The following is a 19,990-nucleotide window of genomic DNA, read 5'->3' on the forward strand; positions in this document are numbered from 1 at the left end:
CAACGGGAGCAAGCTCCCTCGCCACAGGTTACCGATTGCCTGCACCCTCTCTTAGCTGAACGGCAAGCGGGTTTGCCCCGCTCGCCACAGCCCCCCTTAGATAAATTCGAACAACACCGGCGCCGGCAAGCGGGACTTGGGCAGGCCCGCATTAAAATCCTCATGGCTGTGGTAACCCACACTCACCACCACCAGGCTGGTAAAGCCGCGCTCGCGCAAACCCAGTTCGGCATCCAGCGCCTTACTGTCAAAGCCTTCCATGGGCGTGGCATCCAGGCCCAGGGCAGCAGCGCCGAGCAACAGCGTGCCCAGGGCCAGGTAAGTCTGCTTTTCCATCCAGTGTTGCAGGTCTTTGTAGTCATAACGATGCAGATCGACAAACCGCCGCCGGCCTTTGTTCTGCCCGGCCTTGGCCTGCTCATCCACAAAACGCCCATCGCTGGCTTCTTGCTCCAGCAGCGCCTGCAGGTACTCCTCGGGCATCTGGGTACGCGTGCAGAGCACAATCACATGGGAGGCATCGAGGGTCTTCGCGCGATTGAACTCAAAACCACCCTGCATACTGTCCGCAATCCGAGCTTTACCCTCGTCTTCGTGGGCAATGACAAAGTGCCAGGGCTGCGAGTTGACGGAAGACGGGCTGTTGCGCAGTTGTTCCAGCAACAATTCAATGGTTGCCACGGGAATCTTGCGCGATGAATCGAAGAGTTTGGTTGTATAACGACGCTTGGACAGGCTTACCAGATCCATAAAAGGACTCCAATCAAATTAGGCAAAAACAGCGAGTCCATCGTTACCCTTCGCCCCGCCGAGAAAAACCGCCCGCACGCGTCAAGAGTTTCACTGGCACAGTGAAAGTGCGCTGTGCGCCTGCGTCCCTGCAGGGGAATCGCCCGGGTCAGTCGTACTCGACAATCCCCAGTTGCTTGGCCATGAACAGCTCATTGCGCTCGACGATTTCCTCGACCACTTTGCCTTCGGCATTGAACCGGAAGTACGTCAACGCGCTCCAGGTCAGGTCTTTGCCGCTCACATCAAAACCATGCCAGGTGTTGGAGCCCTTGGCGTGATGCATCAACGCAACCACCACCACATCACCGGCCACCACTTCTTTCTGGAAGGTTGTCGCGATTGACTCGTAGCGCTCGGTCACGTTCAGGCGCAAGGCCTGTTTGAACGGTTCGACACCGACGATAGGCGCCGGACAATCGGGGCGGTGAACCACCACATCGTCGGCAAAAAATTCCGCTACGCGCTCAACATCCTTACCGTCGACGCAATACTTGAAGTACTTTTTCACCACATCCAGATGCTTGCTCATTTCGACTCCAATCAAGTTTTTCCCTGCACTCAACGGCTAGACTGGCAGGGGCAAAAAAAGCTTAACGGTCGGCATACACCTGAAAAATGCTGTAACTGGAAAACACCCTTGCGCGCAGTGGAGCAATGCTGATGGATCGCTGGACCGAATATGAGTTGTTTGTAAAGGTCGCGGAGCTGGGCAGCGTGACCAAGGCCGCAGACGCCCTGGACCTGTCCAGTGCGGCGGCCAGCCGGCACTTGGCGGCACTGGAGAATCGCCTGGGCGTGAGGCTGATCGAGCGCAGCACCCGGCGCTTGTTCGTCACCGAAGTCGGCAAAGTGTTCTACACCAATTCCAAGGCAGCCCTCACGGCGATGCAAGGCGCGACCGAGGCCGTCAGCGCGAGCAAAAACCATCCCCATGGGGTGTTGCGTGTGACTGCATCCTTATCCCTGTGCCTGCAACATATCCTGCCGCTGGTGCCCAAGTTCAAGGAGCAGTACCCGGATGTACGCCTGGATATCGTGGCCGAGAACCGCTACCACGACATCATTGACGACAACATCGACGTCGCCCTGCGCACCCGTGACAGTGAGCCGGACTCCAGCCTGGTGATCCGCCGCCTGACCGATACCCGACGCATACTGGCTGCCTCGCCGGACTACCTCGAGCGCTGCGGCCGCCCGCAACATCCGCAGGCGTTGGCCGAGCATCAACTGTTGCTCTACACCTACGCCACCGATCCCTATGAGCTGACGTTCCAGCGCGAAGACCAGACCATCACGGTGCCCGCCACTCCGGCGCTGGAATCCAACGACGGCTATCTGTTGCGCGCGGCCGCGCTGCAGGGCCAGGGCATTCTCGCGCAACCCACTTATGTGATCCACGACGATATCGTCGCCGAGCGCCTGGTGCCGATCCTCAGCGACTGGAGCCTGCCTCGCCTGGAAATCAACCTCGTCTACCCCTCACGACGCCACCTGCCGGCCAAGACCCGGGTGTTCATCGACTTTATTGTCAAAGAATTCCAACACCTGGATTGACCCGTCGCGCTCAGTGCCGGATCACTGCTTTGAGTACCGTTTTGAAGGTCTCCAACTGCTCCTCGCTGAATTGGCTGAAGACCGTGTCCTGCTGCTCTCGGGCGATGGTCCACAACGACTCGGTTTCGTCGATGCCCTTGGTGGTGAGCTTTACCCGGTCCTGATCATCGCGTACCAACGCCTTGCGCTTGAGGTTGTTCACCGCCTCTTCGATCTCGCGCACCGGCATTGCCACTTCGCGCTGCAACTCGGCCAGGCTCAGGCCGGCATCGTTCTCCAGCACCATCAGCATCCGCGCTTCACTGGTGCGCAGACCGGTGGACAGTTGGCGGGGCTGGTAGCTGGCCTGATAGGCCCGCAGCGCCTGGGTCATCAGGTAATAGAGGTTATGACTCAGGCGCCCCTGGAAATGGCTGCTCGCTGGCTGGCCCTCCTCACGGCGGGTCATGCGGGTGTGTGGCAGGACCATGGAATAGGCGCCCTGGTGATAGAGCAACGGTGAGCGGCCGCAGTCGTCGAAGGCCACCACTTTGCCAATCATGATCCAGTGATCACCCCCATCGACCTGCTGGTACTTCTCACACTCAAAGCGTGCCGAACAGTCGGCCAACACCGGCGCCCCGCCCGCACCCGCCTGGTATTCGATCTCGGCAAAACGGTCCTCCCGGGGGCGGGCAAAGTTGTTCGACAGGTCAATCTGATCGGCCGCCAGTACATTCACCGCAAAGTGCGTGGCGGCTTCAAACACGGCGTGGCTGGTGGAGCGTTTGTCGATGCTCCAGAGAATCAGCGGCGGGTCCAAAGACACCGAGTTAAAACTGTTGGCGGTGACACCGACCTTGCGCCCGCTGGCGTCGGCGGCGGTGACCACGGTGACACCGGTGGCGAAATTGCCCAGGGCACGGCGAAAGGCGCGGGTATCGACTTGGTTTTCAATAGACATGCAAGACTCCCGGACAGGCTGAAGGCCCTGCCCTGATTATTCTTATAGGTAAGCGTAGCGTGGTCAGACCATCGCCGGGTCAGGCTCCAGGCCCATCAATTCGCGCCCGAGAATCTGTGCGCAAACGTCATAGTCGGTGTAGGCATGGGCGCCGGCGAGGTGAACGTCGCGGAACAGGCGCTGCAGTTCGTTGGTTTCAAACCAGGCGCCACCGCCCGCCGCCTCCATCAGGCGATCCACCGCCTGGATGCACATTTTAGTGGCGTAGCCCTGGTTGGTCCGCCAGAACGCCAGGGTGCCGCGGCTTGGATATTCATGGCGCTCGCTGTGCTCGGCGATCTCGTCCCAGCTTTTTTCCAGCAAGGCGCGTGCGGCGGCCACCTGGTGAGTAGACTCGGCCAGACGCATCAACGCAGGGGTCGCGGCGCCGACGGCCGCACCGGTGTAGGCGCGCACACGGTTTTTGGTTTTTTCGCGGAACACCTCGAGCATGCGCTCGGCGACTCCCAGGCCGACGGTGGAGAAACCACTGGCAAAATACGGACGGTAGGGGGCGAAGAAAATCCTGCTGTCGGGGTACAGGCCGAAGCCCGCCGACTTGCCTTCCATCATGTCCTTGGCCTTCTGGATACGGTGCTCGGGCACGAAAGCCTGATCGACGATCAGGGTCTTGCTGCCGCTGCCACGCATGCCCACGGCATACCAGTCGTCACGAATCTGATAATCACTGCGCGGCAGTACCGCGAAGCAGTAATCCTGGGTGCCTTCGGCGTTTTTGCGGCGAAAGCCCATGATCGCCCATTCGGCGTGGTCACAACCCGAACTCCAGCCCATCTCACCGCTGAAGGTCACGCCACCCGGCACTTCTTCGGTACGCCCGAATGGCGCGATGCTGCTGCTGGCGGTGGCGTCGGGGTCGACGCCCCAGACCTCGTCCTGCAACTTGACCGAGAACATAGCCATCTGATGGCTATGGGTACACAGCAGGCTCATGGCCCACGCGGTGCTTGCGCAAGCGCCGGCCAGCAAAGCGATGCACTGGGCAAACTGCGGCAGGGAGATTTCCATGCCTCCGTACTTTTTCGGCAGAAATGCCCGGTGCATGCCGATGCCCTTGAGCAACGCGATGTTCTCGGCAGGTACGCTGCGATCTTTCTCGGCGGCGAAGGCATTGGCAGCAATGGCGGGCAAGACCGACTTGAGGTCTTCCAGCAGAGGGTTTGGCTTTTTCATGGGTGCTCTCTTTATTATTGGATATCCCCATTCCTGGCCTGCCTGCGCCCTGCTCACTCGGCAGGAGGCTTGAAACAACCGGGAACGTTCGTAAAGACACGCCCAGTATGTGGCGCTTGGTCGCAGCGCAACATGCACGTTCCGGATGGAAGATTGTACTTTTCATGGCCCACAAAAAAAGCCGTCGCAGAGGCTGCGACGGCTGATTAAAGACTCTCCACTGTAGGAGCTGGCTTGCCTGCGATAGCGCTGGATCAGTCGATATATGGATCGCCGACAGGACGCCATCGCAGCCTCGCTAAAGCTCGACAGCTCCCACACACAACACGGTCACCCCTTAGCGATAGCGCTCAAGCCAATGCGCGTAAGGCGCCGGCAGGGTCCAGGAAGCCTTGTCCACCCCCAGTTCCTTGGCGGCGAAGTATGCCCAGTGTGGGTCGGCCAGGTGCGCACGGCCCACGGAAACCAGGTCGAGATGACCGGACTGCAACGCCCCTTCGGCCAGTTGCGGTGTACCGAAACCCCAGGCCGACGTGACCGGCAGACCGGCTTCGCGGCGTACGCGCTCGGCAATCGGCCCCATAAACGCTGGCCCCCAAGGGATATTGGTGTCGGGGATGGTGAAGCCGACACTGACGCTCAACAGGTCCAGGCCGCCGTCCTTGAAACGACGGGCCAGTTCGATGGACTCACACAGGGTCTGTTCGTCACGCCCGTCATATTCGAGCACCCCGAAACGCGCGGTCAGCGGCAGGTTTTCCGGCCAGACTTCACGCACGGCGGCCAGGGTTTCCAGGAGGAAACGGCTGCGGTTGTCGAAGCTGCCACCGTAGGCATCGGTGCGCTGGTTGGAGTGCTCCGAGAAAAAGCTCTGGCCCAGGTAACCGTGGGCGAAATGCAGTTCGATCCACTCAAAACCGGCGTCACGGGCACGGCGTGCGGCCTGAACGAAGTCCTGTTGCACCCGGGCGATATCCTCCAGGGTCATGGCCTGGGGGACTTTCGGCAGGTTCGCGCCAAACGCGATCGCCGAAGGTGCCAGGGTTTGCCAGCCACGGGCATCGTCGGCGGCAATATGGTCGTCGCCTTCCCATGGGCGGTTGGCACTGGCCTTGCGCCCGGCGTGGGCGATCTGGATGCCGGGCACCGCGCCTGCCGCCTTGATCGCTTGCACCATGGGCACAAAGGCTTGGGCATGGGCATCGCTCCAGATACCCGCGCAACCCGGCGTGATCCGGCCTTCGGGAGCCACGGCGGTGGCCTCGACCACCACCAGGCCGGCGCCGCCACGGGCCAGGCTGGCGAGGTGGACGTGATGCCAGTCATTGACCATGCCGTCATCGGCCAGGTACTGGCACATCGGTGGAATGGCGATGCGATTGCGCAACGTAACGTCTTTGAGCTTGAAGGGTTCGAACAATGCAGACATGAAAAAGCTCCTGAAACGAGGGTGACGTTTGATTCGATAGTTCGATCTTAATCGAACTATGGTAAACAATGCCAGCCCTGTTATTATTCGGTTCATGCGAGCCTTTAAACACCCCTCCCCCGATGACTTGACCCTCGAACGCCTGCTCTATGCGTTGAGTGACCCTGTGCGCCTGGACATCGTGCGCTGCCTGGCCCGCGTAGAAGAAGCCAGTTGCGGCGAGTTGGATGGCGGGCGGCCGAAGTCCAGTATGTCCCACCACTTCCGGGTTTTACGTGATGCCGGGCTGGTGCATACGCGCAGCGTGGGCACGACCCATATGAATTCGTTGCGGGCCGATGTGCTGGCCGAACGATTTCCCGGGTTGCTCGAAAGCATCCTCGCCCAACAATAAGACCGCGCTGTCACGCCCCGCGAGACAGCGCCTACAGACAGCGTCAGTAGAAATACGCCAGGCGAAACTGCAGCGAATTGTCGATCTTCACCCCTTCGCGCACCGCCGTGTCATGCATCAATTGCCCCAGTACCTGTACCTGCTTGCCCAACATCGTGGCCACGGTGAAGCCCAGCGTGCCATTGCTGCGGCTGGTGGCCAGGGTTTCATGGTCCAGCGTCTCGCGGGCGCCCCAATTGTGCCGATAGGAGATGGCCGCATAAGTCTCTGGAGTGAAGTTGTAGCGCAGGTGGTTGTGCAGTTGCAGCAGCGGATCTTTCTTGGCATCGGTGGCGCGCTGTTCACCGTAGAACTCCGTCTCGGCAATCACATCCCAGGTGATTTTGTCGGTCAGCCCCTTGATATAGCCCACCTGGAAATCCAGGGCCCAACGGTTGTTGCTCAGGGCAAAACCCTGGTTCTTGTCACTGCCCGTGGGCGCGGTGACAAACGCCGACCAGCCCAGGTGCTGGTTGTTGGTCTGGTCCGCGAGGGTCCACAGCGTGCCCCCAAACGTAATGTCGCCCAACCCTGAGTGCTTGCTGTCGCTGGCGCCGGTCTTCTGGTAGCCGAAAGGAATGACTATTTGCGGGTCCCAGGTCAGGCCGGTGTTGAAGAACTCGGTGAAGTGGATCAGGCGCAACACCCCGACGGTCATGTTCAGGTCAAGGTTGTCGGCGACTTTCTTGCCGCCCGAGTAAACCTTGTCGCCCCGTGGGTTCTGCTGGTATAGCACCACCACGTCGGTGCCCTGGGGCAAGGCGGTGTAGTCGCCGGGGTCCGGCTTGACGTCGGCGTGAGCCAATGGAACCAGGCTGAAGAGCAGGGTCAGGATGCTAAGTGTTTTCATGGCAAGTACCGTTATTGTTATTGGAGGCAACACTCGGCCATGACGACGTCAAAAGACGTCGCCCGGCACAGTTCAAACAAGGGGAGATCAGTGAATGGCGTTAAGGTCGGCCTGCAGATCCCGGGTGCGCTTGACCAGGTACTGGCGCAGCAACTCCATGTCTTCGCGCTGCAGAATGTCGGAGAAGTTCGGCATGCCCTTATTGATCAACGCGCCACTGACAAAGGCCGGAAATGCCGCGTGCTTGTTGTCATCCAGGTAACGCAGGTCGGGCACGACCCCGCCGCTGATCGCGTTCAGGCCATGGCAACCGGCACACAGGCCATTGAACATGCCACGCGCCTGGACCAGTTGCTCGGGGGTCGCCGTGAGTACCTGGCGGGTAGTCGGCAGTACCGGCGCGGCCTTGGGGGGTGGCAGCTCACCGGTGGCACCGAGCTTGAAGGCAATCACCCGCGACTCAGCGCGCACCTTGCCCTTGTTGGTCAGCGGGCCGGTCAACAGCGGCAGGATCCCGCCCCACCCCACGGAAAACGCCACGTACTGCTCGCCATTGACCGTATAAGTAACCGGCCCCGCCATCACCCCGGAGTTGGCCCGGTGTTCCCACAGCGGCTGACCGGTGTCGGCGCGATAGGCCACCACCCGCCCATCGGCCGTGCCCTGGAACACCAGGTTGCCGGCCGTGGCGAGGGTGCCGCCGTTGCCAGCGCTGACATAGGGTTGTTTCCAGGCCGCCTTCTGCTTGACCGGGTCCCAGGCGATCAACGCTCCGCTCCAAGCATCCCGGATCTGGTTGAGGACTTTCGGGTCTTCCGGCAGGTCCGGCACATCCAGGCCGAAGTTCACCACTGACTTGTTCGCCAGGAACTGCGGGACCTTGGCCGCCTTCAACTCGGCCAGGGTGTACTGCGCCGGAATGTACACGTAGCCAGTTTTCGGGCTGTAGGACATGGGGTGCCAGTTATGCCCGCCAAGGAAACTTGGCTGCACCACCTTGGGTTCCTTGGAATAGTCCGCCGCGCCGGTAAGGATCGGCCGCCCAGTCTGCAGGTCGATGCCACTGGCCCAGTTCACCGGCACGAAATTCTTTGCCGACAACAGTTTGCCGTTGGTGCGATCCAGCACATAGAAAAAGCCGTTTTTCGGCGCCTGCATGATCACCTTGCGTACGCTGCCATTCATCTCGATATCGGCGAGGATCATGTGCTGGGTCGCGGTGAAGTCCCACTGGTCCTGCGGGGTGATCTGGTAGTGCCAGACGTACTCGCCGGTGTCCGGGCGCAGCGCCAGGATGGATGACACATACAGGTTGTCGCCCTTGCCATTGCTGCGGAACTGGTAGTTCCACGGCGAGCCATTGCCGGTGCCCACGTAGAGCAGGTCCAGTTGCGGGTCGTAGGCCATCGAGTCCCACACCGTGCCGCCGCCACCCCACTTGACCCAGCCGTCACCGTCCCAGGTTTTCATGGCCTTGGCCATCGCCGCATTTTCCGGCGGCAGCTTGGGGTCACCCGGCACGGTGTAGAAGCGCCAGATTTGCTTACCCGTGTCGGCGTCATAGGCGGTGACATAACCGCGCACGCCAAATTCGGCGCCCCCGTTGCCGATCAATACCTTGCCCTTGACGATGCGTGGCGCGCCGGTAATCGAGTAGCTTTTGCTGCGATCAATGAGGGTGTCGACGCGCCACACCAGCTGGCCAGTGCCGGCATCCAGCGCAATCAAGCGCCCATCGAAACTGCCCACATAGACCTTGCCCTGCCACACCGCCACGCCACGGTTGACCGGACCGCAGCAGCCTTGGCCAAGGTTCTCGGCAGGGACCTTGGGATCGTACTTCCACAACAACTCACCCGTGGCCGCATTGATCGCATAGACGATGCTGAAGGCACCCGTGGTGTACATCACCCCATCGACTACCAGCGGCGTGGCCTCGGTGCCACTGTCGATATCCAGCTTGGTGGTCCAGGCCATGCCCAGTTGGCCGACATTGCCGGCATTCACCCTGTCCAGCGGGCTGTAGCGTTGTTCATCGTAGGTGCGACCGTGGCTCATCCAGTTACCGGGCTCACGGTCGGCGGCGATGATGCGCGGCCCATCGACCTGGGCCGGCCCGGCCAAGGCCAGGGTGGCGAACGCGCTCAATAGCAGAGGCGCGCCCAACAGCAGGCTCCGTGTATTCATTGTTATTGTTCTCCAACATTAATCGACTCAGGCCATGCTATTAGAGGGTCTGCCACCTGCGGCCACTTGACTGAGGCTGCCAAAGCCCTTGGCATTCCCTGCCAAAGCGCGGCCTATAGCGGCTGCTGGCGAAAGTCCCGGGGCGCATGCTGGAAATGCCGCTTGAAGGCGCGACTGAAATGCGCGGCATCGACAAACCCCCACTTGAAGGCGATCTGGGTGATTGACTCATGCCGCAAATCCCGCGCACGCAGGTCCTGGGCCACCCGCTCCAGACGGCGCTGCTGGATGTAGCGCGCGATGCTTTCATGCCGCTGCTCGAACAGCCGGTAGAGTTGGCGCACTGAGACATTCAGGTGCCGCGCCAGGTATTCGGGGCTCAATTCGGTCTCTTGCAGGGAGGCTTCCACCAGGCGCGTGGCCAGGCCATAAATGTCGTCCTGGCCCACGCAGGCAAAGCCCGGCTGGCCCTCGGCGCGCTCGTCCAGACCGGCAACCGCCAGGCCGATCAGGGCCTGCTCCACGGCCGGGCCATCGTTCTCGCCACCATAGCCTTCACTCAGTTGCGCATCCTCCAGGGAGCGCACCAATGCACGAATCATATGGGTGGCGACGCTGTTGCGCGCCAGCTTGCCAAACAGGCGCTGCTGGCCGAATTGCCGGGCGACCTCGGCGCGGGACAGATGCACCGAGATATTCTGCACCAGCCCCTGGGGCTCAATCTCGAAGGCCTGGGCCGAGTCCACCAGGGCGATATCGTCGGGCCCCAGGTCAATCACCCGGTGCTGCTGGCGGATGCGTTGATGGCCACTGCCCTGCAGGATCAGAAAACAGTGGCGGTCATCGTCGCCATCGCCGTGAGTGTGATGGCGGCTGATCAGCCCGGCATTGGTGCGGATATGCGCCAACTCCAGGCCACACACGTCCTGGCCGTGGACGCTGCCAATAAACAGACTGTGTCGATCTGACTGCGCGGTGCTGAAATTGCCGCAGACTGCACGCAAGTCACGATTCCAGTTGGCGAACTCAACGCAAGGGTTGAACAAGGCAGGCATACCCCCTCCCACAGACCATTTATAGTTATATTGTTAACATATTATCTATATGCGGTCAGTGCAAGCAGGGTCAGGAGCGGCTAAGCAGTCCGGCCCGTGATCAGCGCGCCGATGGCCTGGGCATCCACCGGCACGCTGAGGTAGAAACCCTGCGCTTCATCGCACTGCACGTCCTTCAGCGCCGTGAGTTGGTCGAGGGTCTCTACGCCTTCGGCGGTCACCGTCAGCGAGAGCGCCCGGCCCAGGCCGACAATCGCCTGGATGATCGACTGATCGCCACCACCGGAGGTCAGGCCGCCGACAAAGCTGCGGTCGATCTTCAGCCCGTCGAAGGGGAATGAGCGCAGATAACTCAGCGACGAGTAGCCGGTGCCAAAGTCATCCATCAGTAAGCGCACGCCCAGGGCCTTGAGGCCTTGCATGATGCTCAAGGCGACTTTCTCGTCATTGAGCATCACACTTTCGGTCAGCTCCAGCTCCAGCCGCGCCGGGTTCAAGCCCGTCTCCAGCAACACCGCTTTGACCCGCGACACCAAGTGCCCACGCTGGAACTCGGTGGAGGACAGGTTGACTGAAATCATCACGTCGTCAGGCCAGCCTGCGGCCGTCTGGCAGGCCGCGTGCAGCACCCAGTTGCTCAACGGCAGGATCAGCCCGGTTTCTTCGGCGATGGGGACGAATACGTCGGGGCCCAGCAGCCCGCGCCTTGGGTGCTCCCAACGCACCAGGGCCTCGGCACCGGCCAGGCGCTTGCCTTCAATGCGGTAGCGCGGCTGGAAATCCAGGCGCAGTTCGCCGTGCTTGATCGCCTGGCGCAAATCGGCTTCGAGTTGGCGCCGCTCAATGATGCGTGCGTTCATGTCGCCCGCATAAAAGCGCCAGGTGTTACGCCCGCCTTCCTTGGCTTCGTAGAGGGCGATATCGGCATAGCGCAGCAACTCTTCGGCCAGGGTCGCGTCCGCCGGCGCCATGGCAATGCCAATGCTGGCACTGATAAACACTTCATGTTCGGTGATGTAAAACGGTTGTTCTATGCAGTCGATCAGGCGCCGACACAGGCCTTCCACCTCCAGCGGCGAGCTCACGCCCGCCACCACCAACATAAACTCATCGCCACCTATGCGCGCCACCAGATCATCCCCACGCAGGCAGCCCTGCAAACGCCGGGACACCTGATTGAGTACATCATCGCCAGCCGCGTGCCCCAGCAGGTCGTTGACCGGCTTGAAGCGGTCAAGATCAATACTGAGCATGACCAACGGCCTTGCCAGGGTCGGCACCGCCTTGAGCTTGCCCTCGAGGAATTCCTGCATGCGCGTGCGGTTGGCCAGCCCCGTCAAGGCATCGTGTTGCGACAGATATTCAATGCGCCGCCGGGCCTCGACCTCTTCGGTGATGTCGCTGGCGGTGCCTCGATAACCCTGGCCAGGTATCTCGCGCACCGACAGCCGGCAGATGCGTCGCTGACCCTCGCCAGACACATAGCTGCACTGCACGATGGCATTCGGGCGATGGGCGTGGTCCTTGAACCAGATGGCCAACAGGCCCTGATCAGAGGTCAGCAGCTGATCCACCGCCAGCCCCAGGCAGTTGGCCCCGACAAGGCCGGTAATCACATCAAAGCGCTCCGAGAGGTAGGTAAACCGCAGTTGGGTATCGACTTCCCAGATCCAGTCGGACGCCGCTTCGGCCACATCACGAAAGCGCTCCTCGCTGACCGCCAGCGCCGCACGACTGGCTTGCAGGGTGGCGTAATTAAGGTCCATAAGCCGCGCAGCAGCGGTACTGCGGCGCTGGATAACCCAGGCCATCAAGGCAAAGATCAGGCCGGCAACTGTCACCAGCGGCACAACCAGCCCCAGCAACTGGCGCCCAGGATCCTCCGCGGTCCATTGCACAACACCTGCATTGTCCCTGAGGCTCAGGCTCGGTGCGCCCGCCGCCGCCCCGCCGGCCGGGGCGACCCGCAGACCTTGCACACCAAAATCCTCGCCCAGTGCAGCCAGCCGTTGCGGCGCCAGCTTGGCAATGAAGATCAACACCGAAGCGGGACCGCTATCGGCCTCTACGTTCGGATCGGTGCCAGGCGTCAGCGCAGCGGCGGCCAACACCGCCGGCATGCCATCGGCCTGTATCAGCCGGGTCACCGATTGGCTGTTGGTCGCGGCCTGCCGGGCCTGGGCCAGCAGGGGCTCGATCGGCAGGTGCAACCAGTCCTGCACGGCGACGCTCTGCAACTGGCCGTCAATCAGCGAATACACCGTGCGACCGGCTGGATCGACAACAAACACCCCCTGGAAACCGAAGTCGGAAAACAGCGTCGTGCCGATGTTTTGCCGGCCAAACGCCCAGTCCACATCCACCTTTTGATGCAGGTGTTCGTAGGCATCCCCCCAAAACGCATAGTCCTTGACCGTCGAACCAGCGACGCGCTCAACCGACAGCAGGGCGTTTTCGATATCAATGCGGCTGTGCTCGCCGGCATCGTGATTCAAGTGCTCGGCAATGGACACCAGCAACACCCCGACCAACAGAAACATGGCCAGTAGCAGCAGCGAACAGGCGAGCAGATAAGCCCGTGCAGTAGAAAGATTGGAAACCTTGCCTTGCAGCGACGACTTGGGGCCAACGTTGAGCTTTTCCATGAACGCTCCGGGCGCCAGGGCGCCCTAACAACCCGCACCGAAAATCACACCACGCACACGCAAGTGCGAGACTACCTGCCCATAGACAATAGACAGTTTTTGGTGATCCATCGAACCCTCAGGGTTTACCCAGCACCTTGCTGAACGCCTGGGCAGCGGGCTGCAGCCATCGCGCCTGCACCAATAGCGGAATCACGGCAGCACCCGGCTCCACCTGCCCGTCTACTTGCAACCGCTGTGGCTTGGCTTCGACCTTGAAATGATGCTCGCCAGCCAGTTGCAGATCCGCTAGCAACTGCACCCCATCCCGGCACTGCAACTCGATCCGGGTATTGCCCAGCTTGACCAGCCACGGGCTCAACAGCGCCAGCTCGTGCCCCAGCAATTCACCTTCGGCCCGAAGGCAACTCATGCCCGCGCCATTGACCTGCAATCGCCCTTCCCAACGTCCGTCCAGCACGAACATCGGCGCGGGCCAGGCGCTGACCGCACGCGGTGCCAACTGCGCCTGCCAGTTCCACGGCCAGCCATGGATCGACAGCTCCCAGATGCGCTGTTGAAAGCCCAGGTTCACTTGCGCCGCCCACGGCCGGATCTTCCAGTCGACCGGCGCCAGGGCTCCGACGCGTGCCGCGCGGCCAGTCCACAGGCTGCCCGAAACGCTGCTGGGCTGCCAGCCGGTCGGCCATGGCAACTGGCGGGCAACGAAGGCGGCCGGCAGCTCCAGTAGCACGGTCAGGCTGAACACCCAAATACCCCAGAGGATGACCGCGCGACTCATGGCCGCGCCGCCACTTCCAGGCTGAAGGCATAACCCTGGCCGCCGCCCTGCTCCAGGCTCCACTGCACGGGTCGCCCACCCTGCTCCTGCACGGTCCGTAGCAGCAGCTGCAGGGCCTGAGGTCCCGGCAGCTCGCCCTGCAATTGCCAGCGGTCGCCCTGCTGTTCAACGCGGGTCAGTACCCATTGGCGCGACACGGCCAGGGCCTGCCACTGCTCGTTGGAGAACGCCGCTGGCGGCACCAGCGCGCCGGCCTGTTGCGCCAACGCCTGCCACTGGCGGGCATCCTGCCAGGCCGCCAGCAGCGGCCGTGTCACCAGCACCAGCAACAACAGCCCGACGGTTGACCAGCCGGCCAACAGGCCATAGCGGCGCTTGGGCGGCAGTTGGTTGAAGTGGGCCAGGTACTCCAGCATCCGGGCTTTCATGGTTGTTCTCCCAGATCAAAACTCAGGTGCAGTTGACCGGCGACATGTTGCGCCTGGTCAGTCCATTGCGCGCCGGCAGCCTGGGCCATGGCCTGCCATTCGGCGGGCAGCGGCTGGGGGCCATTGCCGCGCAAGGCCAGGCGCCAACGGCTGCCGTCAAACTCGATGCGCGACACCGACCAGCCCGGTTGCTGCTGCAACCAACCCGAGAGCGCCTGCTCCAGGGCCACGATTTTTTGTTGACGCACCTGCCATTCGGTCGCCTCGCCCTGCACCCGCGCCAGGGCCGCACGCGCCTGTTGCGGGTTGTTGGCCGGCCCGGCCAGCGCCGTGACCTGGGCTTTCCAAACATCAACCTGGCGCAGACTCTGCACCAGATACACCGCACTCCAACACGCCGCCAGCACCACGCAACCCAGCAGCAAGTGTCGTTGTACGCGGCTCACCCGTGGCGCTCGCGGCCCCCGTGTACGCGTCGGCCGCATACCCTCCAGCACACTGGGCAACTGCTCCAGGCGCGCCAGGCGCGACGGCCAGTCGCCCTCGAGCGTCTCGGCAGGCAGGTCGCGCCAAGCCTGGGGCAAGCGCTCACCCAATACCGGCGGCCACACCAACCATTGCCGGGAATGCGCCTTGAGGCAACGCAGCGATTCGCGCCGCCACTCCACCACCTGCCCTGGCTCTGCTGGCGGCAACAACTGCAACTCCGCCCAGCCATGGGTAATCTGCAGCCCAAGCGCGGCGCACTCGGCCAGCCATTGCTGGACCTGCTCGCGTTGCATCACCAACAACTCAAGCTGCCCGGCCTCGCGGGACAGGCAGCTGACCAGCAACGCTTCGCCAGGCTGCTGCGCATACTCTTCAAACAACTGCGGCCACTCGTGGCGCTTGAGCCCCGGCGGCGCCGGCAGGCAGAAATGACTGCAATCGAGCGCTGGAATAATCAAGGCGCCCGGCAGTTGCAGCAGCGCCGACGGTGGCGGCCAGGCGCCGCTTGCGCAAGCCTGGTGCGCGCTGTAGTGCAACCACTGCCAACGGCCCTCGGCGGTGGCCGGCGGGCGCACCAGCAACCATTCCCGCGGTTTGCCCCGCAGACGCTCAAACATGCCTGCGCTCCGGCTCATGGCTGGGTATCGGGCAAGGCGAAAGTACAGACATAAGGGGCTCCATGGTGCTCGAACTCTATCCGCACGCCGCGATTGGGCTGGGCGGCAACAGTAGAAGGAAAGGCCAGCCAGCGCGTGCCTTGGTAAAAACTGAACGTGGCGCGCTCGACCGGCGCCAGTGACTCCTTGAGTTGCCAGCGCGGCTTGTCGGCGGCGTACAGGTCGGCCGAGACCAGCAGGTTCAAGCGCTGCTGGCGCGCATCGAACAGCAGGCGCTGACGTTGCACACGCGACGCGCCTTCTGCCGGCGGCCAGGCGCCCAGGGCCACCCACTGCAATTGCCCAAGGCTCGGCTGCCACTCCAGCCACGCCAGGTCCAGGGGCAAGCGCTGCTCGTACAACTGGCGCAACACCAGGCCATCGAAGCGGCGCTCCAGGGCCATGCAGAACTCCAATACCTGGGGTTCGCTGCCGGGCTCGTCCAGGCGCTCACGCACCTTGACCCAGCCATTGACCAAGGCCGCCAGCAACACCCCGACCACCGCCGTAAGGGCCATGGCTACCAACAGCTCAATCAGGGTCAGGCCACGCTGCGCCGCCTTCATGGGCGCACCAGGAACAGGCTGAACTGACCCAGGGGCTGACGCTGCTGGGGATCGGCAAATAAGCTCAACTCACCCCGGCGCAAGCGGTTGACCCCGGTGTTGCCCAGGGTCAGTTGCCAGTAACAGGTGGCAGGCCCCTGACGCAACTCGCCGCTCACCGCATTGATCTGCGGCCAGTACTGCTCCACGCCAAACCGCGTCTCCAGCTCCCGCGCGCACAAACTGCCCAGGCGATGTTGCGCGACCGCTTGATGGGTGGCGATGCGCTGGCGCAACAACTGGCTGACCATCACCGCCATCAACGCGGCAATCCCCAGGGCGACCATGACTTCGAGCAAGGTAAAACCGCGCTGGCGCTTCATGGCAGGGTCGCGATATGCAAGGTGTTGTCCGCTTGCCATTGCCAACGCTGGCGGCCCTCGGCCCAGCGCCAGGTGAGTGACACCGGGCGGGCCAGCCCCGACGGGGTGAACATCACCTGGGGCTCGCGGCTCACCGGCCAGTCAGGTTGCAAGCCGGCCGGCCAGGGCGCACCGCGCGAGGGTGCGACCTGCCACCCAGGCGCACCCCGCCCCACCTGCCAGCGCACGAACTCCGGGCTGCGGCCATTCCAGCGCAAGCCCAGCAACTGCCCGGCATGCCGCGCCTGGGCCGCCTGGCTGCGCGCCTCGCTGGCCAGTTGGGCCAGGGCCTGGCGCATCGGCGCCTGGCCAGCGTCCAGGTAGGCCACGCCCAAGGCACTGAACAAGCCGACGATCAACAACACCACCAGCATTTCCAGGAGCGAAAACCCGCGACTGCGCTGCATGCCTAGAGGTCCCAGTTACCGATATCGGCGTCGGTGCCTTCGCCGCCTTCCTGGCCGTCGGCGCCCAGGGAAAACAGGTCCACCCGGCCATGCTGCCCCGGGGTGCGATAGCCATAGGCATTGCCCCACGGGTCCTCAGGCAGCCGGCGGATGTAGCCGTCGGCACGCCAACTGCGCGGTAAGGGCTCCAGGCTCGGCTTGCTGACCAGGGCCTGTAAACCCTGCTCCGAGGTGGGGAATCGCAAGTTGTCGAGGCGGTACATATCCAGCGCCTGCTCCAGGGTCGCCAGGTCGGCCAGGGCCTTCTGGCGCATGGCTTTGTCCTGGCTGCCGAGTACGCTGGGCGCAACCACCGCGATCAACAGGCCGATGATAAAAATCACCACCATGATTTCCATCAGGGTAAAGCCGCGCTCGCGACGCTTGACCGCACGATTGCCAGGCATGGCGTGCTTTTGCATTTCAAGTTCTCCGTTTTCAGGTTGTCTGTTCAAAGGCTCAGGCCCTGATTGAGCTGCATGATCGGCAGCAACACCGCCAGCACGATGAACAGCACCACCGCGCCCATCAGCAGAATCATCAGGGGTTCGAATAACGCCAGCAGCAGGTCGACCTGGCGCGCAAACCCACGCTCCTGGTTGTCGGCGACGCGCTCCAGCATGTCGGGCAAGGTGCCGCTGGCCTCGCCGCTGGCGACCATGTTCAGCAGCATTGGCGGGAAGTGCCCGCTGGCACTCAGGGCGCGGTACAGGGTCACGCCACCTTCGACCTGTTCACGCACCGCCTCCAGGGCCTGGTGGATCTGCCGGTTGCCAACCGTGGCGGTGGCCACCTCCAGGGATTCGAGCAATGGCACGCCACTGCCGAGCAAAATCGCCAGGCTGCGTGAGACCCGTGCGCTTTCCAGCACCGACAACAACACGCCAATGCGCGGCAGGCGCAAGGCCAGACTGTCGCGGCGCAAGCGCCATACCGCCTGGCGCAGCAACACCCGCGCGCCCAGCGCCAGCAACAAGCCTAGCCCCAGCAACCACGGGCCGAGCATCACCAGGCCCTCGCTGGCGCCGATCAGCACCCGGGTAATCAGCGGCAGGCTTTGCCCGGTGTGGCTGAACTGCTCGGTGAGCTTGGGCACCACAAAGGTCATCAGGCCGATCACCACCGCCAGCGACACCAGGATCAGCACCGCCGGGTAGATCAACGCCGTGCGCGCCTTGTGCCGTTGTTTCTGCACTTGCTCCAGGTGCTCGGCCAGGCGCTCCAGCACCGGCGCCAATTTGCCCGAGCGCTCGCCGGCCTCGACCAGTGCGCAATACAGCATATTGAACTGCCCACCCTGGCGGCGCAGGCTCTGGGCCAGGCTCAAGCCTTCGCCCAGGGCACCGCGCACCGCCACCAGCAGGTTGCGAATCGCCGGCTCCGCCAACTGGCGTTCCAGGGTGGCCAAGGCATCCACCAAGGGGATGCCGGCGCTCAACAGCGTGGCCAACTGGCGGGTCAATTCGCACAGTTGCCCATGGTTCAACCGTTGCCCGCGCGGGCTCGACAGGCTTGCGCCCTGCACCTGCAACTCACGGGCAAACAGGCCCTGCTCACGCAGCAGTTGCCGGGCATGGCGCTCGTTTTCCGCCTGGATGCTGGCTTTGCGGCGATTGCCGCGCAGGTCCAGCGCCTGGTAGCGATAGGTCGGCATCAGTCGCGCACCGCACGCAGAACCTGCTCCAGGCTGGTTTCGCCACGGCGCAGGCATTCGGTGGCCATGGCGGTCAGGCTCTGGCGCTTGTCGGCGAGGTATTCGTGCATGGCCGCTTCGCTGGCGCCGTCGTACAACAGGCTGATCAAGCCGGCATCCAGGGTGATGAATTCATAGAGGCCGATCCGCCCGTGGTAACCACTGCCCTGGCAGTCGTCGCAGCCCTGGGGGTGAAAGCTGTGTTCCAGCAGGGCCAGCTCCGGCCACAACTGGCGCTCGGCGGCCAGCAACGGTGCCGGCGTTGCGCAATGGCACAAACGCCGCACCAGACGCTGGGCCATCACGCCCTTGAGGCTGGAGGCGATCAGGAACGGTTCGATGCCCATGTCCCGCAACCGCGTGACCGCGCCCACCGCGCTGTTGGTGTGCAGTGTCGACAGCACCAGGTGCCCGGTAAGGCTGGCTTGCACCGCGATCTGGGCGGTCTCCTGGTCGCGGATTTCGCCGAGCATGATCACGTCCGGGTCCTGGCGCAGGATCGCCCGCAGGCCGCTGGCGAAGGTCATGCCGGCGCGGGGGTTGATCGCGGTCTGGCCGATGCCGGTAATCGCGTACTCCACCGGGTCTTCGACGGTGAGGATATTGCACGAACCATCGTTCAGCGCATTCAGGCTGGCATACAGCGTGGTGGTCTTGCCCGAGCCGGTGGGCCCGGTGCTCAGCAAGATCCCGTTGGGCCGCGACAGGCAGGCGCGCAGAGCCTGTTCGACCTCTGCAGGCATGCCCAGGTTGTTCAGGTCCAGCAGGTTGGCCTGCTTGTCCAGCACACGCATTACCACACGTTCGCCGTGAATGCCGGGCAAGGTCGAAACCCGGATATCCACCTCGCGCCCGCCGGAGCGCAAGGTAATGCGCCCGTCCTGGGGCTGGCGTTTTTCGGCGATATCCAGGCGCGCCATGACCTTGATCCGCGACACCAGCATGGCCGACAAGGCCCGTGGCGGGCGCAGGATCTCGCGCAGATGGCCGTCCACCCGCAAGCGCACCACCAGGCTCTGTTCGAAGGTCTCGATATGGATATCCGAGGCCCGCAAGCGCAGGCCTTCAGCGAACAGGCCATTGATCAGGCGGATCACCGGCGCTTCGTTGTCACTCTCCAGCAGGTCTTCGATCCGTGGCAGCTCGTTGATCAGGCTGTCGAGATCGACCTGCTCGCCGATGCCCTCGATCAACGCTGCCGTGGCCGACTCGCCGGCCTGGTACAAGGCCCCCAGGCGCAGTTCGTATTGGGCCGGATCGAGGTGCTCGACCAGCGTCGGCAGGCCATGCACGCGCAGCACTTCCTGCAAGGCGTCGGTGTCGACATCCTCGCGCAAACACAAGGTCCAGCCTTGCGCGCCCGGCGCCCGCGCCAGGCCCGCCTGGCGTGCCAGTCGATAGGGCAACAA

20 protein-coding genes are annotated in these 19,990 nt (G+C 63.1%); 2 read left to right on the plus strand and 18 right to left on the minus strand.

Features of this window, described 5'->3' with window-relative positions; all coding sequences use genetic code 11:
- Positions 1–96 precede the first annotated feature (96 nt).
- Both nfsB and PSFL_RS10165 read right to left on the minus strand, forming a co-directional pair.
- Positions 97–750, minus strand: coding sequence for an oxygen-insensitive NAD(P)H nitroreductase (gene nfsB / locus PSFL_RS10160; protein WP_397469967.1), 654 nt, complete (start codon positions 748–750; stop codon positions 97–99).
- A gap of 148 nt (positions 751–898) precedes the next feature.
- A complete protein-coding gene (locus PSFL_RS10165) occupies positions 899–1,321 on the minus strand; it encodes an ester cyclase (RefSeq protein WP_057959316.1) in 423 nt (140 codons plus the stop codon).
- A gap of 131 nt (positions 1,322–1,452) precedes the next feature.
- Here PSFL_RS10165 and PSFL_RS10170 point away from each other — a divergent pair, with 131 nt between their 5' ends.
- Positions 1,453–2,346 carry a LysR family transcriptional regulator gene (locus PSFL_RS10170; protein WP_252117173.1) on the plus strand — a complete coding sequence of 298 codons (894 nt, stop codon included), beginning with the start codon at positions 1,453–1,455 and terminating at the stop codon, positions 2,344–2,346.
- A gap of 10 nt (positions 2,347–2,356) precedes the next feature.
- On the opposite strand, the gene PSFL_RS10175 is transcribed toward PSFL_RS10170, so the two are convergent.
- The 3 genes from PSFL_RS10175 to PSFL_RS10185 form a co-directional block, all read right to left on the minus strand.
- A complete protein-coding gene (locus tag PSFL_RS10175) occupies positions 2,357–3,289 on the minus strand; it encodes a p-hydroxyphenylacetate 3-hydroxylase reductase component (protein ID WP_115128375.1) in 933 nt (310 codons plus the stop codon).
- Between the two features lie 63 nt (positions 3,290–3,352).
- Positions 3,353–4,522, minus strand: coding sequence for a p-hydroxyphenylacetate 3-hydroxylase oxygenase component (locus PSFL_RS10180; RefSeq protein WP_057440975.1), 1,170 nt, complete (start codon positions 4,520–4,522; stop codon positions 3,353–3,355).
- Positions 4,523–4,859: 337 nt separating this feature from the next.
- Positions 4,860–5,951, minus strand: coding sequence for an NADH:flavin oxidoreductase/NADH oxidase (locus tag PSFL_RS10185; RefSeq protein ID WP_397469968.1), 1,092 nt, complete (start codon positions 5,949–5,951; stop codon positions 4,860–4,862).
- A 58-nt stretch (positions 5,952–6,009) separates the two neighbouring features.
- On the opposite strand from PSFL_RS10185, the gene PSFL_RS10190 reads away from it, so the two are divergent.
- Complete coding sequence (locus PSFL_RS10190; RefSeq protein ID WP_397469969.1) at positions 6,010–6,345, plus strand: ArsR/SmtB family transcription factor; 336 nt, start codon at positions 6,010–6,012, stop codon at positions 6,343–6,345.
- A 43-nt stretch (positions 6,346–6,388) separates the two neighbouring features.
- On the opposite strand, the gene PSFL_RS10195 is transcribed toward PSFL_RS10190, so the two are convergent.
- The 13 genes from PSFL_RS10195 to PSFL_RS10255 all read right to left on the minus strand — a co-directional run bounded on the left by PSFL_RS10195 (position 6,389) and on the right by PSFL_RS10255 (position 19,990).
- Positions 6,389–7,234 (minus strand): transporter, encoded by an 846-nt coding sequence (locus PSFL_RS10195; RefSeq protein ID WP_397469970.1) that lies wholly within the window; start codon positions 7,232–7,234, stop codon positions 6,389–6,391.
- 87 nt (positions 7,235–7,321) lie between these two features.
- Complete coding sequence (locus tag PSFL_RS10200; protein ID WP_397469971.1) at positions 7,322–9,421, minus strand: PQQ-dependent dehydrogenase, methanol/ethanol family; 2,100 nt, start codon at positions 9,419–9,421, stop codon at positions 7,322–7,324.
- 113 nt (positions 9,422–9,534) lie between these two features.
- On the minus strand, positions 9,535–10,476 hold the full coding sequence (feaR, locus tag PSFL_RS10205; RefSeq protein ID WP_057440965.1) for a transcriptional regulator FeaR: 942 nt from the start codon (positions 10,474–10,476) through the stop codon (positions 9,535–9,537).
- A gap of 80 nt (positions 10,477–10,556) precedes the next feature.
- A complete protein-coding gene (locus tag PSFL_RS10210; RefSeq protein WP_057440963.1) occupies positions 10,557–13,121 on the minus strand; it encodes an EAL domain-containing protein in 2,565 nt (854 codons plus the stop codon).
- Between the two features lie 118 nt (positions 13,122–13,239).
- Positions 13,240–13,902, minus strand: coding sequence for a type II secretion system protein N (gene gspN, locus PSFL_RS10215; protein WP_397469972.1), 663 nt, complete (start codon positions 13,900–13,902; stop codon positions 13,240–13,242).
- Positions 13,899–14,330 carry a type II secretion system protein GspM gene (gspM, locus tag PSFL_RS10220; protein ID WP_170044174.1) on the minus strand — a complete coding sequence of 144 codons (432 nt, stop codon included), beginning with the start codon at positions 14,328–14,330 and terminating at the stop codon, positions 13,899–13,901. Before gspM ends, gspN begins: the two co-directional genes overlap by 4 nt.
- Positions 14,327–15,436, minus strand: coding sequence for a GspL/Epsl periplasmic domain-containing protein (locus tag PSFL_RS10225; protein WP_397469973.1), 1,110 nt, complete (start codon positions 15,434–15,436; stop codon positions 14,327–14,329). Before PSFL_RS10225 ends, gspM begins: the two co-directional genes overlap by 4 nt.
- 14 nt (positions 15,437–15,450) lie before the next feature.
- Complete coding sequence (locus PSFL_RS10230) at positions 15,451–16,041, minus strand: prepilin-type N-terminal cleavage/methylation domain-containing protein (RefSeq protein WP_057440954.1); 591 nt, start codon at positions 16,039–16,041, stop codon at positions 15,451–15,453.
- Positions 16,038–16,403, minus strand: coding sequence for a type II secretion system protein (locus PSFL_RS10235; protein ID WP_057440952.1), 366 nt, complete (start codon positions 16,401–16,403; stop codon positions 16,038–16,040). Before PSFL_RS10235 ends, PSFL_RS10230 begins: the two co-directional genes overlap by 4 nt.
- Positions 16,400–16,849, minus strand: coding sequence for a type II secretion system minor pseudopilin GspH (gene gspH / locus PSFL_RS10240; protein ID WP_169989783.1), 450 nt, complete (start codon positions 16,847–16,849; stop codon positions 16,400–16,402). The genes PSFL_RS10235 and gspH overlap by 4 nt, the downstream gene beginning before the upstream one ends.
- 2 nt (positions 16,850–16,851) lie before the next feature.
- Positions 16,852–17,310, minus strand: a complete 459-nt coding sequence (gene gspG / locus PSFL_RS10245; protein WP_269835616.1) for a type II secretion system major pseudopilin GspG — start codon at positions 17,308–17,310, stop codon at positions 16,852–16,854.
- Between the two features lie 29 nt (positions 17,311–17,339).
- Entirely contained in the window at positions 17,340–18,542 is a 1,203-nt protein-coding gene (gspF, locus tag PSFL_RS10250; protein ID WP_397469974.1) for a type II secretion system inner membrane protein GspF, read from the minus strand.
- Positions 18,542–19,990 (minus strand): GspE/PulE family protein, encoded by a 1,449-nt coding sequence (locus PSFL_RS10255; protein ID WP_081044222.1) that lies wholly within the window; start codon positions 19,988–19,990, stop codon positions 18,542–18,544. Before PSFL_RS10255 ends, gspF begins: the two co-directional genes overlap by 1 nt.

Origin of the sequence: Pseudomonas sp. DD1, from assembly GCF_044510355.1 — a bacterium.
Classification (GTDB): Bacteria; Pseudomonadota; Gammaproteobacteria; order Pseudomonadales; family Pseudomonadaceae; genus Aquipseudomonas; species Aquipseudomonas shahriarae.

Bases quoted from the DNA above. Each gene is read 5' to 3' on its own strand.
- nfsB (WP_397469967.1), bottom strand. From the start codon at position 750: ATGGATCTGGTAAGCCTGTCCAAGCGTCGTTATACAACCAAACTCTTC.
- PSFL_RS10165 (WP_057959316.1), bottom strand. From the start codon at position 1,321: ATGAGCAAGCATCTGGATGTGGTGAAAAAGTACTTCAAGTATTGCGTC.
- PSFL_RS10170 (WP_252117173.1), top strand. From the start codon at position 1,453: ATGGATCGCTGGACCGAATATGAGTTGTTTGTAAAGGTCGCGGAGCTG.
- PSFL_RS10175 (WP_115128375.1), bottom strand. From the start codon at position 3,289: ATGTCTATTGAAAACCAAGTCGATACCCGCGCCTTTCGCCGTGCCCTG.
- PSFL_RS10180 (WP_057440975.1), bottom strand. From the start codon at position 4,522: ATGAAAAAGCCAAACCCTCTGCTGGAAGACCTCAAGTCGGTCTTGCCC.
- PSFL_RS10185 (WP_397469968.1), bottom strand. From the start codon at position 5,951: ATGTCTGCATTGTTCGAACCCTTCAAGCTCAAAGACGTTACGTTGCGC.
- PSFL_RS10190 (WP_397469969.1), top strand. From the start codon at position 6,010: ATGGTAAACAATGCCAGCCCTGTTATTATTCGGTTCATGCGAGCCTTT.
- PSFL_RS10195 (WP_397469970.1), bottom strand. From the start codon at position 7,234: ATGAAAACACTTAGCATCCTGACCCTGCTCTTCAGCCTGGTTCCATTG.
- PSFL_RS10200 (WP_397469971.1), bottom strand. From the start codon at position 9,421: ATGAATACACGGAGCCTGCTGTTGGGCGCGCCTCTGCTATTGAGCGCG.
- feaR (WP_057440965.1), bottom strand. From the start codon at position 10,476: ATGCCTGCCTTGTTCAACCCTTGCGTTGAGTTCGCCAACTGGAATCGT.
- PSFL_RS10210 (WP_057440963.1), bottom strand. From the start codon at position 13,121: ATGGAAAAGCTCAACGTTGGCCCCAAGTCGTCGCTGCAAGGCAAGGTT.
- gspN (WP_397469972.1), bottom strand. From the start codon at position 13,902: ATGAGTCGCGCGGTCATCCTCTGGGGTATTTGGGTGTTCAGCCTGACC.
- gspM (WP_170044174.1), bottom strand. From the start codon at position 14,330: ATGAAAGCCCGGATGCTGGAGTACCTGGCCCACTTCAACCAACTGCCG.
- PSFL_RS10225 (WP_397469973.1), bottom strand. From the start codon at position 15,436: ATGTTTGAGCGTCTGCGGGGCAAACCGCGGGAATGGTTGCTGGTGCGC.
- PSFL_RS10230 (WP_057440954.1), bottom strand. From the start codon at position 16,041: ATGAAGGCGGCGCAGCGTGGCCTGACCCTGATTGAGCTGTTGGTAGCC.
- PSFL_RS10235 (WP_057440952.1), bottom strand. From the start codon at position 16,403: ATGAAGCGCCAGCGCGGTTTTACCTTGCTCGAAGTCATGGTCGCCCTG.
- gspH (WP_169989783.1), bottom strand. From the start codon at position 16,849: ATGCAGCGCAGTCGCGGGTTTTCGCTCCTGGAAATGCTGGTGGTGTTG.
- gspG (WP_269835616.1), bottom strand. From the start codon at position 17,310: ATGCAAAAGCACGCCATGCCTGGCAATCGTGCGGTCAAGCGTCGCGAG.
- gspF (WP_397469974.1), bottom strand. From the start codon at position 18,542: ATGCCGACCTATCGCTACCAGGCGCTGGACCTGCGCGGCAATCGCCGC.